The organism is Flavivirga sp. 57AJ16 (assembly GCF_028736925.1).
Classification (GTDB): domain Bacteria; phylum Bacteroidota; class Bacteroidia; order Flavobacteriales; family Flavobacteriaceae; genus Flavivirga.
Window position 1 is genome coordinate 1 of the sequence record NZ_JAQZAT010000023.1, and the last position, 13,131, is coordinate 13,131.

Here is a 13,131-nt window from a genome sequence, read left to right on the forward strand (position 1 = left end):
AATACCCGAATGCAAGGTCAGCCAGCTAGATGAACTTCTTCCCGAAAACTGGAATCCCCGACAATAATAAAGCCGAGAAATTTTATCCCGGCTTTTGAATTTTATATGCTCAAGCCCGAAGGCTTACCCTTTTTCTTCGTATTTATTCCCGTTGAATTCACCTTTGAATGTGATTGAGCTTCCTTTTTTCCAATCTGTCATAATCTCTGCTCCAAAAAAATATTCCTTCGCTATTTCAGGTCTAATCAATGCTTCCCATATTATTGAAGCCGAAGTGTTTATTTCTATTGAAGATTTAGATATCAATTGTCTATTCATGTTTGGTTGTTTCCAATTTATACTTTTTAAAAAATGCCATGTAACCAATGACTAGTCCACCAATAATAAAACCAATAGACATTATCCATGGTACTTGAGCAGGATTATCTGATGATTGAAGGGTCGGTTCAGGCAACATAATGAGGAAAAGCCCCTTCATGAGAAACATAAACCCTAGTAAGGTAACAATGATTTGCAATGCATTTTTCCACAAAAAATGATTGACAAGAATTGTCATTCCGATAAAAAAATGAACCATTCCTGAGAGATTGATTAAAACAGGATCAGTTCCTTGATGAGAAATCATTTGCGAATAATATTCACTTGAGGTTAAGAATCCCACTCCAGTAACAATCAAATATGCTGCTACTATTTTTCCAATCTTGTTTGTTGTTTCCATATACATTGTTGCTATATTTTCATTTCAAAAACTCATTTATAAATGATGATTGCTTACTGATTAAATGGTCTTTATCTCCTTTTACAACGGGATTTTTTGAGGATTTCCGATTTCTTCATAATATATTTTAGCAGAATCAATTTCTACAAATGTTTCTGATTTGTGGTTGAATATCATTGTTTTATGTTCTTCTTTAATTATCTCCAACGTGTTTATATGGTTTGTTGCGTGCTTTAAGCACTTAATTTAGCAAATACAAACCGAATAGAAGTCCGAGAGGACTTTCAGAAATAGGCGAGAACAAGCAATTACTTATAGTCATTTTCCAAAGTAACTCGTAATTCCACTTAAAATGCTTTGTACAGCATACGAAGCTAAAATCAGGCCCATAATTTTACTTATGACAGTAATTCCATAATCTCCAATTCGCTTTTGTAAATGATTTGCCCCTAAAAGGATAAGGCAAGTAATTCCAATAACTAGTAAAACTATTCCAGTTGTGATTGATTGTTGTTGTATTGTGTAAATGTGATTATCTGTCATTAAAACAACTGCCATAATTGCTCCTGGTGATGCTATGGAAGGAATAGCAATCGGAAATATTGTAACGTGTTTGTAGTCCGTAATTCGATTTTTTTCCAGTTCAGGTTTTCCATCTCCGAATATCATTGTTAATGCAAATAAAAATAGAATTACTCCGCCTGAAATTTGGAAAGCGTCAAGTGATACAGACATTCCTTCTAAAATCAGTTGTCCAATTACGATGAAAAATAAAAGTATCAGAAAAGCTATTACTGATGCTCGGATTGCAATTTTCTTCTTATGGCGTAAATCAAATTCTTTAGTCGCCTCAAGATATACAGGAATTGTTCCAATGGGGTCAATTACAGCAAAAACGAAAAATATTGTCGTTAAAATATCAACCATTTAATTAATTCGTTTAGCTTTAGTTGTGAAAGATAAACCTTGTTGTCCCATAGTCGAAGTCATTATTCCCTCAAATAAAGGTTCTGGACAGTTTTTAGGGATTTTCCATTCCAGAATAAAGTTTGAACCTGTTCCTCCAGAAACGTCAAGTTCGTCAATTATAATCTCTGTAGTTTCCATAGGTGCCAAAAAAATTGGATAATCAAAATATTTTCTAACCGATTTTCCGTGAGTATCATAATATTCAGCTCTCAATAGATAAATAGTGTCTAGTTCACTTATATTTCTCATACTTATCATTGAAGTTAAGTTGTGAGTTCTATGTTCTGTATTGCTATAAATTTGTGAATAAACTGATAGATAAGATTTTCCAAATTCAAGCGAATCTTTTGAGGTTAGATTAACTGCTCGTTTTGACCAATTTTCAGGGTTTATAGAACTGATTTCCTTCTTTTCGTTGCAACTAAAAAGAAGAACAATTAATAATGTGCTTAAATATTTTATTTTCATTTCAGTACAGCGTTTTGTTCAAATGTATGGTAACGTTTATGTGTAAGGATAGTTGCGTGTGCAAGCAGCTAACTTACAAAAATGGAACTAACCAGAGGGAAATCCGTAGGATTTTCCAAGTAGGCGAGAACCAAGCAATTATTTTTATATATTGTGTGTGCCCAGCATGGGCATCTTTCTCTTAGGTGAAAGTAAGAAATTAATCTAGAGGGAGCAAGTCCTTTATGCCCAGGAGTCACGTCTTGAAGCATTAGTAAGTCGCAAGGGTGAAAACCGTGAGGTATTATTAGAAGGAAGCGAGACTACAAAGTTCGGTACTGACCCAGAGTCAAGCTCAGGACAGGCCAAGCAGAAACCGTATACAGAGGCATAATGAACGAGTTGTGTTAAAAGCACATAGGACACACGAGTAAAGAAGGGCTGAACGTAATTATCTTCAAAGTTCGCATAGGAACACTAGTTGTAGCCTATGCTTAAACTAGAAGATGGCACTAAGGGTGAAAACAGCTTTGGTGTGATGATTTACGAACCGCCGAATATGAGGCCTGTACGCTGAGAGGTGTGAGAGTCATAGTGGAGACTTTAAGTCGTCACCCGTCTACTCGACTGTGGCTAGTTTTTTCGCTCAATATTTTTACTATTCTATTATACATTATTTCTGATAAACTCCAATTGTAGCCGTCAAAGTCGACTGTATTTGTAAATTGAATAATTACAGTATCTATGTCCTTGTGGTATTTGGCAATTGTTTGATAGCCTGGAATTAGTCCTGTATGTTCATATTTGTATATTGAATTATAAATTTCTTGTTCTTTTTTATCTTTAAATACAGAACCATCATTTAAAGCTCGAATAAATTTACCCAAATCTTCTGCAGTTGCTAACATAACTCCATTGTCGTCCATTTTTAAGTCATTTTCATATCCGACATAATATCCACTCATTACATCATCGGTATCGACTTCGTGAATTGAGCCATAAGTGTTATTAAGATTTAGAGGTTTTAAAATAGTTTCTTTGATGTATTGAAATTTTGTTAATTCTGACGACTTTTCTATTAGTTGAGAGAGTAATAAGTAATTCGTGTTGCTATATTCAAAATCTTCATTAGGTTCAAAATTGGCTGGTAAATCTAGAACTAATTCAAGTCGTTCTTTGTCGTTTTGTTTGGGGTGAACCCAATAATTTTTCGTGTCTGTATAATTCGGAATTCCGCTACGGTTTTGTACCATCATTCTCAAGGTAATTCTGTCCGCGTTTTCTATCCGTCCAACGAGTTCTGGAAAGTAATCTGCAAGTGTTTTGTCTAAAGATAAGCGCCTATCAGTTACCAATTTAGTAATAGCAAGTGCTGTATATAGCTTGCTAACACTAGCAATTTTAAATAGGGAATTAGGGTCAGTAGGTGTTTTATTCTCTCTATTCTTGTAGCCTGAAGTGAAATATTCTTTCTTATTGTCTTTTTTATCTATATAAACAATTATTCCGTCAAATCCATAATCAGTCGCTTTATTTACTTGCTGCTGAACTGTTTCGGGTAAAGGAGCTATCCAGGCTTTTAATATTGGCCAAGGAACAAAGTATAAAGATATAATCGTCCCAACAAGCAACAATGCTCTAATTATTTGTTTTGATTTTGTTTTAGTCATTCAAATTCTGTATAGTTTTTCAATTAGCCACAACGTGTTTAAGATTAGTTGCGTTGTTTAAGCACCTAATTTAGCAAATACAAACCGAATAGAAGTCCGAGAGCACTTTCAGAAATAGGCGAGAACAAGCAATTACTTATAGCTATTGGCAACAGTTTTTTTACTTGTATTTCGTTTCTATAAATTCCGAATCTCCAATAACACTATTTTCAGTTTGGAATGAACAGAACTTATTATTCTTTATCAACCGAATATTTTCCAGCTCCTGTTAGAAATATCACGACAAAGGCTATTAAAAATAATAAAGCATGTTCTTTGGTTGCTAAATCATCTTTGGCGTGTATTATAAATGCAGCTACTAACATAGTAATTGCAGAAGGAATTGCAGCCCATTTTGTTTTAAAACCTATAATTAACATAATTGGAGCGACAACTTCTCCAATAAGTGCCAAAATTAAGGATATTGTAGCGCCCACACCTATGGGGTCACCAAAATCGGAAGGGTTTGATAACATACTTATTTTTGGAATTCCGTGGGTAAGCATAAAGCCACCAAAGCCAACTCTTAATATTAAAAGTGCCAAATCATTAAAGTTTTTTTTCATCATTGTAAAATTTATTAAATTCATCTTGGGAGATTAGTACTTATTGTTGTCAACGGCAGTCTGTCTTAAAACTACCAATTAAAGTTTAAATATAGATTAAAAAGTAAAGGCAAACAAAGAATAATTGTACGATAAGAATCTACGCTTAAAAAAGGTGTACAACGCAGATATTTCCTTTTTTAAAGCCAAAACACAGGTTTTAAGGCTTATTAAAGGCAGGATATTAACTATTTTTAGGTTGAACAGCCTTCTCAGATTATAAGCAATGGCTATTTCAATTTGGTGAACCGCCGTATACGAGATCCGTATGTGCGGTGGTGTGTGAGGTACAGTGGCGACTTTAAGTCGTCACCCGTTTACACGATTGGCAATAGTTTTTAAAATTTAACATCAAATTGTAAGGTTGTTTCGTTTATTTCGTTTAATATTGTATAGAGTTAACTAAAAACAGCGACAATGGAAACTTATAATAATATTAATAAACCGTCAAAAGATGAGCAAAAATTAGCTCTAGAATCCTATGATGCTTTAGCTTCTGTAATTGAACAGTTGAAGTCAGAAAACCCAGAGATTGAAATTGAAGAAACAGAGGAGAGGATAAAAATCCCTTTAAGTGCTTTAAAATTTTTGGGTGATATATTAAAGGCAATGGGCCAAGGAAAACCATTTTCTTTAGTTCCTGTAGCTACAGAAGTTACAACTCAAAAAGCCGCTGAAATAATTGGTTGTTCAAGGCCTCATTTAGTTAAGTTGCTTGAAGAAGGTCAGATAGAATATACTAAAGTTGGAAAACATAGAAGGGTTAAGTTCGAAGATGTTATGAGATATAAAAAGAGAATGAAGAAAATTCAGAAACAAAACATTATTGATATAATGAAGTCGGACGAAGAATTAGGAATTTATGATTCATAGTGTAAGATTTAAATGTGTTTTAGATACTAATGTAATTTATCCAATCGAAATTAGGGATTTATTATTTTGGTTCGCTTATTATGAATTGTTTACTCCAAAATGGAGTGAACATATTTTTAATGAGTGGAGAGATGTAATGATAAGAAAGGGGATAAGCGAAGATGAAGCTAATAAAAGAGTTGAAAAAGCAAATATAGCTTTCCCAGATGCTTTAGTTACCAATTATTCTGGCTTGATTAATAGTTTGGAATTACCTGACCCTAAAGATAGGCACGTTCTTGCAGCAGCAATTAAGACAAACGCAAATGTCATTGTTACAAATAATATTAAAGATTTTCCCAAAGATTATTTAGCTTCTTTTGGATTAACAGCGAAAACGGCTGATGATTTTTTAACAGACATAATTGATTTAAATCCGGAGCAAGCAGTTAAAGCATTTAAGCAATTGGTATTAAATAGAAGAAATCCAGATTTGGATGAATTTCAAGTTTTAGATATTTTAAGAAATAGAGGTTTGAAAGATACTACCGATTTTCTACATTCTCAATTGTAGTCAAATTATTGCCAACGTGTTTATGGTTTGTTGCGTGGTTTAAGCACCTAATTTAGCAAATAAAAACTTTCGTAAGTAGGCTAGAAATAGCAATAAACTAAGAGGCTTTTAGTGATCAAAATAAGCTAATCAAAAACTAATATATATTAGTATAATTCTTGTTCTAGAAAATAGAAAATTGGTTAAAAAGGAGCTAAAAAACTCCTTTTGAACTATTTCATAGGGCTTGTGCAACGATTACCGGTGTTGTAGCAAGTTTGGTGTAGACTAAACTATTATTTTACTGATAAATTTTTTACAGAATTCCTCTATTCTCCAAGCAGAAAGTTCTTTGATTTGCTTCTTGGCTTCTTTGTCAAAAATAACTTTATCATAAATCTTTTTTAGAGACATGTATGTAAATCATTGTTGTTTTTGGTTGGTATGACCTAATAATTCTTGAAGTATCTTAAATCAATACCATTTTCTAATAAATGGGTTGCGTAGCTATGTCTATAGCTAAATCCATATAAAATAACATGAACCTTCAGAGTAAAAAACCGAATTTCTTCGTTAAAAATACTCGCCGTAACTAGGCTATGCCTGCGCTTTTTACCTTGAACTTCTATTTTTTATTTCTAAATATTCTATGCCATTTTATAGCGACTTAGCTATAAGGGTATACAACAGCGGCAATACCTAGTTATTGGATATTGATTCCCAGCTATGCCATGATATTGTTTTTTGAGATAAGGGGACATACTTATAAGAGTTGGACAAAAGAATAAATTTTTTAAAGCACTGAAAATATAATCAAAGAGGGGTGTAGTTCTTTGATAGGGTTTTGGCAGAAACTTCTAGCCGATATAAAGAAGAATTTTACTATGCTACTATTAATCCTTATTTTTAGGAGGATCCTCTTTTTTAACGGATTTTATTAATCCATCTACCGCAAAGACAGCCAAGGCAAACCCTCCAATTATCATACATGATTCGGTTGTGAATTCAAGTTTATCACATTCGTTAAAGTAGCCGATCAATCCTATCTTAAGGCACAAAGATAAAGTGAAGCCAAAGCCTAAAGATTTTATAATATCTTCAACAGCATAGGTCTTCTTTTTGAGCAGTATTCGTGCTATAAAAAATATGGAAACACAAGATAAGCCTAAGAATACGCCTAGTTTTATATGGTTTATATTTTGTAGGAAAGAATCGATAGCAGTTTGTGTTATTTTGTAGTAACACAACAAAAATAGCTTTTAGGGTAGTATCGAATTATAAGTTATTTTTAAATAATTGGTTGTTAGTTTTTTATGATTAAAAATGCTTCTAAATTAAACTGCTTACCAGAAGAATGACAACAAAAGCTAATACTAAGCTGTTAGGAAATGCAGATAATGCAAAAAGAATACCAATGATAGCTACCAGCCGATAAGCAAAGGCGCTAAGACTTCTTTCTTTTTCGCCTTTAAAAACAAATTTCATTTGTAAATGTCATTAATTATATTTTTAATTTTGATTAGTTATTTAGCCTGCTTATATCACACATAAATAACAAGTATTCCGTTGTATAGGGTGGTACAATATATTCAAAATCGACGAAATACATAACTTTATAAGAAAAACTTGATATAATTATACTTATAGGTAAATTAATATGTTTTTATATACCTATAATTATATGATTTACATGTGTTACCTATATCTATAGTTGTTTTGTATGTAGTATTAATCCTACAAAATAAGTTCTTTTTCAGTATTTAAACTTCAAAATACTGTTATAGACTCCCATAGGTTATTTTTTAGGCTTATTATGTATGAGGGCGTCCAGTAATTCTGTAGATCTAAATAGAAACTCTTTTTTAAACCGCCTATTATCCATTAATTCATCAAAATTGTTCTCCAAGGCTTCTATAATGAAGTCTATTTCCTTTTGTCCTATTTTTTTATAGTTTGGATCTGGTTCTTTTGTATTATCTTTTGAAGTATCATAATTGAGTCCATTTAAATATTCCAAAGAATATTGAGGAAATGCGCTATTTATTTTAGCTGCCATTTTAGAAGTAAGTTTCTTTGTATCCCCTCTTAATAACTTATATATAGAGCTTTTTCCAGCACCTATTTTGTCTCCGAATTTCTCAGGGGAGAGCTGGAGTTCATTTATTAATCTTTCTATTTTCTTTGATAGCCTCATACTAAAAGTGTAAAAAAAGTATCACTTTTATTTTAAAGTGTCAGAAAAGTGTCTTATATTTGTATGCTAATAATTGTGATACTACAACAAATATATGGTGTAAAACCTTGTAAAACAACAAATGAAAAAATTTACAGGTAAATTAATCCTTAATGAAAGATTTAATAACACGAGAAAATGAAATAATTCATTTAGTATCAAACAGCTTTAAGGAAAAAGAGTTAGCAGATATATTGTATGCTAGTACTACTACGATCAATATTCGTAATATACCGCACAAACTACCTGTTAATAATATTATGGATTTACGAAAACCTCTATGATCTCAGTTAAAAATATTTAAAACATTAAAAAAGCATTATGAGCGATATTAATGAAATAGACCATATTAAACAGCTTTTTAGCCAAATAAATAAATCTAATAAAGAGGATTTTTTTGAAAAAGTAGCGGAGGAGTTCGATATGGTAAAATCCAGTGTTAGGTCCGGTTGGTTTTCTCGTTTTGAAATTCCAATAAAGTATAATGTACGCAAGCATTTAATTGTGTATATGCAAAATTATATATCATGTGAGGTTAAGAAAAAAAACAAAAGTGATATATAGGTTGAATATGGTAACTAATAACGATCTTTAGCAGAGAAGTGGTATTATACAAGGTTTATAATGTTTAAGTTGCTTCCATAAAAAATTTAAGAAGAGTTCAAAAAGTACTATCCAGGCGCGCATGGTTATTGTTTCTTAAATTAGTAACCCGTCCAGCTATTGAATTTGGTAATAATGTAGTATTGGCAGGAGCCGCATAAAGCCATCCACCTATTGTCTACATACTCTTGGCAGTTTATTAGTGGTCACATTTTCATTAACACTAATAAGCCACGTATTAAAAAATAAGTGCATATTTCCAGCTGCTACATAAGGTGCGTTATGTGTTACTTTTAAAATAATTGGATTTATATACATGGTAAGAAAAAACGAAATTGCGATAGAAAGCGATCCCGTTGTTTTTAATTTTTAGTGCTAAGCGTTTTTTGCCTTTTGTAGTTAGGTTTCATTTTGTTATTTTGGACATGCTACTTGGGTAGATATTATTACTATACAATTTATCTAATATTTAAATGAAAATGAATACCAAGACCTACAATGTAAATTGTATTGAGACGAATCATATTACTATAAATGGCCAAGGAAATAATGTGGTATGGGATAAAGCTGTTACATTAAAAGATTTTGTATCTCCTTGGGAAACAAGACCCATTGAAAAAATGGAATTTAAAGCACTTCATGATGGCGTGCATTTGTATTTTTTGTTTAAAGTTTACGATGCTCAGGTCCATATCGATAAAAAAGATGATAGTATTGATAGTATTAATAATTCGGATAGGGTAGAGCTATTTTTTAGAACCAATGCTTCATTGACTCCTTATTATTGTTTAGAGATCGATCCCACACCAAGACTGATGGATTTTAAAGCATATCCAAACAAACAATTTGATTTTAATTGGAATTGGCCAGCTAAAGACATTCAAATTAAATCATCTATCAATGAAAAAGGTTTTACCGTTGAAGGTGCCATTGGCCTTAAATCACTTACCGACTATGGCTTATTAAAAGAAGGGAAAGTAGAAACCGGATTATATCGTGCAAAATACCACCAGCAACCAAATGGAAGTTACGAACCTACATGGATAACATGGGTAAACCCAAATACAAAAACACCCAATTTTCACATAGCATCTTCTTTTGGGCTATTAAAATTAATTGGAGCTTCGGTTTAATAACGCGTCTATTTAAAGTGAAGATGGTATAACATATAAATTCATATTGTTCATACTTGCTTAGGTAAAAAGGAGAAGGTTATTAGTCCCTCATAAAAGGTTTGACATTTTCAGAATTAATGATGTCTATTGGTAAAAGAATTTCATGTGGCAGCTCTTTTTCAAAAAGTAGATGTTCTGCCAAGGACTTTAACCCAAGATAGGCTTGTTGCTTGGGGTTCTGATGGATTAAAAAATCGATAACACCATTTTTTAAATGCATAACATTTTCATTCACCAGGTCATATCCTATAAGAGATATTTTGTTAATATTTAATTTACTTAAAACATCTGCAACTTGATAAGTTTTTGAGGTCGTTACACATATGCCAATAAGGTTTTTGTGTTCATTTAAGAAATTGGTAAGGGAAACCTCGAAATCATCACGCTTTAACTTTAGTGTAATAATATGGTTCTTAAAGTTGTTAAATTGATTATAATATTCCCTAAACCCTTTTTCCTTTTCCTGCATATGTATCGCATTTTTATACTTTTCATCAATATGAATAATAACAATATCCCCTTTTTTCTGTGCGGTACTTTGCATTAATTTAGCAGCTACGCGTCCACTTTGATATAAATCCTGGCCAACAAACCCTTTAACAACTTCAGATTCAATACGGTTGTTAATAGTAGAAGCAATAATACCTAGGTTATGATAGCCTTCTAATGCCATTAGGGTTTCCTTATAAAAAAATGGCACCATTAAAACAGCATCGGGAGATAATTTTTGAACACTTTTATTCGCGTCTAAAAATGATTTGGTACTTTTCGAATCAAATAATACAGTTTCTATATGTATTCCAAAGGCGTTTAATTCATTAATAACATTATTGATACCAGCTATGCAAGGACTCCAATAGACATCAACCTCAGGATTTGGAATCAAAATACAAATGCGATATACCTTGTTGTTTTTTAAATTTCTAGCAATAAGATTGGGTTGGTAATCTATTTCCTCAAGAAGCTTTGTTACACTTTCAAGAGCCTTTTTAGATACTTTTCCACGATTATGTATAACCCTATCTACAGTTCCTTTCGAGACCCCGGCTAAATCGGCAATATCTTTAATGGTATATTTTTTCATGTATACAAATATATAAAACATTAAATTAAGATCTAAAAAGTGTGCACGATAACATTTTTTTGTGTGTTCGAGCACATTTTTAATTTTTTTTACTTATTTTTGAAAAAATATTCTAAACGTTAGCTAAAAGAATTGTAAAAAACAACTAAGTTTATGAACCTTAAAAAAGAGAGATGGAGAAACCAACACTTGTAATTTTAGCAGCAGGAATGGGTAGCCGTTATGGCGGTTTAAAACAAATGGATGCATTGACGCCAGAAGGAGATACTATTATTGACTTCTCCATTTTTGATGCGCTTCAGGCTGGGTTTGGAAAGTTTGTGTTTATTATTCGAAAAAGTTTTGAAAAAGAGTTTAAGGAAATTTTCAATAAAAAATTAGAAGGAAGAGCCGAAGTAGCCTATGTGTATCAAGAACTAGATGAGGTGCCCGAAAAGTATATTAATCCAGAAAGAAAAAAGCCTTGGGGGACAGGACATGCCCTTTTAATGGCAAAAGATGTGGTTCGGGAGAATTTTGCAGTTATAAATGCTGATGATTTTTACGGTAAAGAAGCTTTTGATGTTATGGCAAAATCTTTAACGACAAAAAATAAAGCATCCTATGACTTTAATATGATGGCCTATTTGTTAAAAAACACGGTTTCTGATCATGGGTTTGTTTCCAGAGGCGAATGCCAGGTAAATGAAGAAGGCTATTTAACAGCTATTACAGAACGTACTCATATAGAAAAAGTTAATGGAAAACTCATGCGCAAAGATGATGACGGTATTTTAATTCCTATAAATGAAGATACGGTGGTCTCTATGAACTTTTGGGGATTTACACCAAAATACTTTGAGTTTGGAGATAAATTGTTCAATGCCTTTTTAGAAGCCAATACAGAAAATCTAAAAGCTGAGTTTTTTATACCATCTGTTGTAAACGATATATTAAGGTCGGGAAAAGCTACTGTAGAAGTATTAAAATCTGATGCAAAATGGTTTGGCGTTACCTATAAAGAGGACAAAGCGATTGTGCAAAAAGCAATACAAGCATTAAAGCACCAGAATATTTACCCAGCAAAACTTTGGTAGTATGTTATTGAGAAAATTAGAAACAATTTTTAATAAGTTTAACCATAAAGGGATATTCGATTCTTATCAGGAATTAGCCTCAGGACACATTAATGACACTTATTTAATAATAACAAAAAAGAAGCCATATTTTATTTTGCAACGTATTAACCATGAGGTGTTTAAAGATGTACGTGGTCTGATAGAAAACAAGGTTGGAGTGAGTCGCCATCTTCAAAAGAAGCTGGGACACTTATCAGAAGGTGAGCTTAAACGTCGTGTGCTTTCATTTGTAGATACAAACAAAGGAGATTCATATTACAAGGATGGTGATGGTAATTATTGGAATATGATGTATTATATAGATAATAGCCAGACTTTTGATATAGTTACAAATAAAGAAGTCGCTTATGAGGGCGGTAAGTTATCGGGAGAATTTTTGAACCTAACAAGTGATTTTAATCCTTCAAGTTTAATAGAGATTATACCAAAATTTCATGACATGTCATTTAGGTACTCCCAGTTTGAGGATGCTCTTAAAGTAGCTTCTAAAGAGCGCCTAATACAAGCAAAGGAATCTATTGATTTTGTGGAAGATTTAAGGAAAGAAATGCATATTCTTCAAAGTTTGAAGGAATCTGGTGATATAAAATTACGAGTGACGCATAACGACACAAAAATATCTAACGCATTATTTGATTTAAATAATAAAGGGCTTTGTGTGATCGATACCGATACGGTTATGCCTGGGATTGTCCATTATGATTTTGGAGATGCTATACGAACTATATGTAATACAGCATCAGAAGATGAAAAAGACTTAAGCCTGGTCACTTTCAATCTAGATTACTATGAAGCCTATGTTAAAGGATTTCTAGAAACATTGGGAAACTCATTAACTCCTATCGAATTGAAATATCTTCCTTTAGGAGCTAAATCTATTATATTTATAATGGGGTTAAGATTTTTGACCGATTTTTTAAACGGTGATGTTTATTATAAAATAGAATACCCGGAACACAATTTAGTTCGGTCAAGAAATCAATTTAAATTAGTAAAAAGTTTTTCTGAAAAACATGATGACATTCAAAAAGTAATGAGCAAATATCAATAATAATATTAATAATT

At 32.1% G+C, this 13,131-nt stretch carries 16 protein-coding genes; 6 read left to right on the forward strand and 10 right to left on the reverse strand.

Going from position 1 to position 13,131, the window contains the following annotated elements:
- Nucleotides 1–123 precede the first annotated feature (123 nt).
- The 6 genes from PQO00_RS18720 to PQO00_RS18745 form a co-directional block, all read right to left on the reverse strand.
- Entirely contained in the window at nucleotides 124–318 is a 195-nt protein-coding gene (locus PQO00_RS18720; RefSeq protein ID WP_274186386.1) for an SRPBCC domain-containing protein, read from the reverse strand.
- Nucleotides 311–718 (reverse strand): hypothetical protein, encoded by a 408-nt coding sequence (locus PQO00_RS18725; protein WP_274186387.1) that lies wholly within the window; start codon nucleotides 716–718, stop codon nucleotides 311–313. Before PQO00_RS18725 ends, PQO00_RS18720 begins: the two co-directional genes overlap by 8 nt.
- A gap of 318 nt (nucleotides 719–1,036) precedes the next feature.
- A complete protein-coding gene (locus PQO00_RS18730) occupies nucleotides 1,037–1,645 on the reverse strand; it encodes a MarC family protein (RefSeq protein WP_274186388.1) in 609 nt (202 codons plus the stop codon).
- Nucleotides 1,646–2,155, reverse strand: a complete 510-nt coding sequence (locus PQO00_RS18735; RefSeq protein WP_274186389.1) for a DUF3124 domain-containing protein — start codon at nucleotides 2,153–2,155, stop codon at nucleotides 1,646–1,648.
- Between the two features lie 590 nt (nucleotides 2,156–2,745).
- A complete protein-coding gene (locus PQO00_RS18740; protein WP_274186390.1) occupies nucleotides 2,746–3,804 on the reverse strand; it encodes a serine hydrolase in 1,059 nt (352 codons plus the stop codon).
- Between the two features lie 233 nt (nucleotides 3,805–4,037).
- Nucleotides 4,038–4,412 carry a DoxX family protein gene (locus PQO00_RS18745; protein WP_274186391.1) on the reverse strand — a complete coding sequence of 125 codons (375 nt, stop codon included), beginning with the start codon at nucleotides 4,410–4,412 and terminating at the stop codon, nucleotides 4,038–4,040.
- 453 nt (nucleotides 4,413–4,865) lie between these two features.
- Here PQO00_RS18745 and PQO00_RS18750 point away from each other — a divergent pair, with 453 nt between their 5' ends.
- Together PQO00_RS18750 and PQO00_RS18755 are read left to right on the forward strand one after the other, a co-directional pair.
- A complete protein-coding gene (locus PQO00_RS18750; RefSeq protein WP_274186392.1) occupies nucleotides 4,866–5,321 on the forward strand; it encodes a helix-turn-helix domain-containing protein in 456 nt (151 codons plus the stop codon).
- Nucleotides 5,311–5,874, forward strand: a complete 564-nt coding sequence (locus PQO00_RS18755) for a PIN domain-containing protein (protein ID WP_274186393.1) — start codon at nucleotides 5,311–5,313, stop codon at nucleotides 5,872–5,874. Before PQO00_RS18750 ends, PQO00_RS18755 begins: the two co-directional genes overlap by 11 nt.
- A gap of 872 nt (nucleotides 5,875–6,746) precedes the next feature.
- Here the strand turns inward: PQO00_RS18755 and PQO00_RS18760 are convergent.
- The 3 genes from PQO00_RS18760 to PQO00_RS18770 form a co-directional block, all read right to left on the reverse strand.
- Nucleotides 6,747–7,100 (reverse strand): hypothetical protein, encoded by a 354-nt coding sequence (locus tag PQO00_RS18760; RefSeq protein ID WP_274186394.1) that lies wholly within the window; start codon nucleotides 7,098–7,100, stop codon nucleotides 6,747–6,749.
- A gap of 82 nt (nucleotides 7,101–7,182) precedes the next feature.
- On the reverse strand, nucleotides 7,183–7,338 hold the full coding sequence (locus PQO00_RS18765; protein WP_274186395.1) for a hypothetical protein: 156 nt from the start codon (nucleotides 7,336–7,338) through the stop codon (nucleotides 7,183–7,185).
- A gap of 310 nt (nucleotides 7,339–7,648) precedes the next feature.
- On the reverse strand, nucleotides 7,649–8,047 hold the full coding sequence (locus PQO00_RS18770) for a hypothetical protein (protein ID WP_274186396.1): 399 nt from the start codon (nucleotides 8,045–8,047) through the stop codon (nucleotides 7,649–7,651).
- A gap of 360 nt (nucleotides 8,048–8,407) precedes the next feature.
- Between PQO00_RS18770 and PQO00_RS18775 the strand changes: the two genes are divergently transcribed.
- Both PQO00_RS18775 and PQO00_RS18780 read left to right on the forward strand, forming a co-directional pair.
- Nucleotides 8,408–8,650, forward strand: coding sequence for a hypothetical protein (locus tag PQO00_RS18775; protein WP_274186397.1), 243 nt, complete (start codon nucleotides 8,408–8,410; stop codon nucleotides 8,648–8,650).
- Between the two features lie 518 nt (nucleotides 8,651–9,168).
- Nucleotides 9,169–9,822 (forward strand): sugar-binding protein, encoded by a 654-nt coding sequence (locus PQO00_RS18780; protein ID WP_274186398.1) that lies wholly within the window; start codon nucleotides 9,169–9,171, stop codon nucleotides 9,820–9,822.
- Nucleotides 9,823–9,904: 82 nt separating this feature from the next.
- Here the strand turns inward: PQO00_RS18780 and PQO00_RS18785 are convergent, their stop codons facing one another.
- Entirely contained in the window at nucleotides 9,905–10,948 is a 1,044-nt protein-coding gene (locus PQO00_RS18785; RefSeq protein ID WP_274186399.1) for a substrate-binding domain-containing protein, read from the reverse strand.
- A 173-nt stretch (nucleotides 10,949–11,121) separates the two neighbouring features.
- Here PQO00_RS18785 and PQO00_RS18790 point away from each other — a divergent pair, with 173 nt between their 5' ends.
- Both PQO00_RS18790 and PQO00_RS18795 read left to right on the forward strand, forming a co-directional pair.
- Nucleotides 11,122–12,024: a sugar phosphate nucleotidyltransferase gene (locus PQO00_RS18790; RefSeq protein ID WP_274186400.1), complete on the forward strand. Its 903-nt coding sequence runs from the start codon at nucleotides 11,122–11,124 to the stop codon at nucleotides 12,022–12,024.
- 1 nt (nucleotide 12,025) lies between these two features.
- Nucleotides 12,026–13,117 (forward strand): phosphotransferase enzyme family protein, encoded by a 1,092-nt coding sequence (locus PQO00_RS18795; RefSeq protein ID WP_274186401.1) that lies wholly within the window; start codon nucleotides 12,026–12,028, stop codon nucleotides 13,115–13,117.
- Nucleotides 13,118–13,131 lie beyond the last annotated feature (14 nt).

Bases quoted from the DNA above. Each gene is read 5' to 3' on its own strand.
- PQO00_RS18775 (WP_274186397.1), top strand. From the start codon at position 8,408: ATGAGCGATATTAATGAAATAGACCATATTAAACAGCTTTTTAGCCAA.
- PQO00_RS18725 (WP_274186387.1), bottom strand. From the start codon at position 718: ATGGAAACAACAAACAAGATTGGAAAAATAGTAGCAGCATATTTGATT.
- PQO00_RS18730 (WP_274186388.1), bottom strand. From the start codon at position 1,645: ATGGTTGATATTTTAACGACAATATTTTTCGTTTTTGCTGTAATTGAC.
- PQO00_RS18745 (WP_274186391.1), bottom strand. From the start codon at position 4,412: ATGATGAAAAAAAACTTTAATGATTTGGCACTTTTAATATTAAGAGTT.
- PQO00_RS18750 (WP_274186392.1), top strand. From the start codon at position 4,866: ATGGAAACTTATAATAATATTAATAAACCGTCAAAAGATGAGCAAAAA.
- PQO00_RS18765 (WP_274186395.1), bottom strand. From the start codon at position 7,338: ATGAAATTTGTTTTTAAAGGCGAAAAAGAAAGAAGTCTTAGCGCCTTT.
- PQO00_RS18770 (WP_274186396.1), bottom strand. From the start codon at position 8,047: ATGAGGCTATCAAAGAAAATAGAAAGATTAATAAATGAACTCCAGCTC.
- PQO00_RS18780 (WP_274186398.1), top strand. From the start codon at position 9,169: ATGAATACCAAGACCTACAATGTAAATTGTATTGAGACGAATCATATT.
- PQO00_RS18795 (WP_274186401.1), top strand. From the start codon at position 12,026: ATGTTATTGAGAAAATTAGAAACAATTTTTAATAAGTTTAACCATAAA.
- PQO00_RS18740 (WP_274186390.1), bottom strand. From the start codon at position 3,804: ATGACTAAAACAAAATCAAAACAAATAATTAGAGCATTGTTGCTTGTT.
- PQO00_RS18735 (WP_274186389.1), bottom strand. From the start codon at position 2,155: ATGAAAATAAAATATTTAAGCACATTATTAATTGTTCTTCTTTTTAGT.
- PQO00_RS18790 (WP_274186400.1), top strand. From the start codon at position 11,122: ATGGAGAAACCAACACTTGTAATTTTAGCAGCAGGAATGGGTAGCCGT.
- PQO00_RS18720 (WP_274186386.1), bottom strand. From the start codon at position 318: ATGAATAGACAATTGATATCTAAATCTTCAATAGAAATAAACACTTCG.
- PQO00_RS18785 (WP_274186399.1), bottom strand. From the start codon at position 10,948: ATGAAAAAATATACCATTAAAGATATTGCCGATTTAGCCGGGGTCTCG.
- PQO00_RS18755 (WP_274186393.1), top strand. From the start codon at position 5,311: ATGATTCATAGTGTAAGATTTAAATGTGTTTTAGATACTAATGTAATT.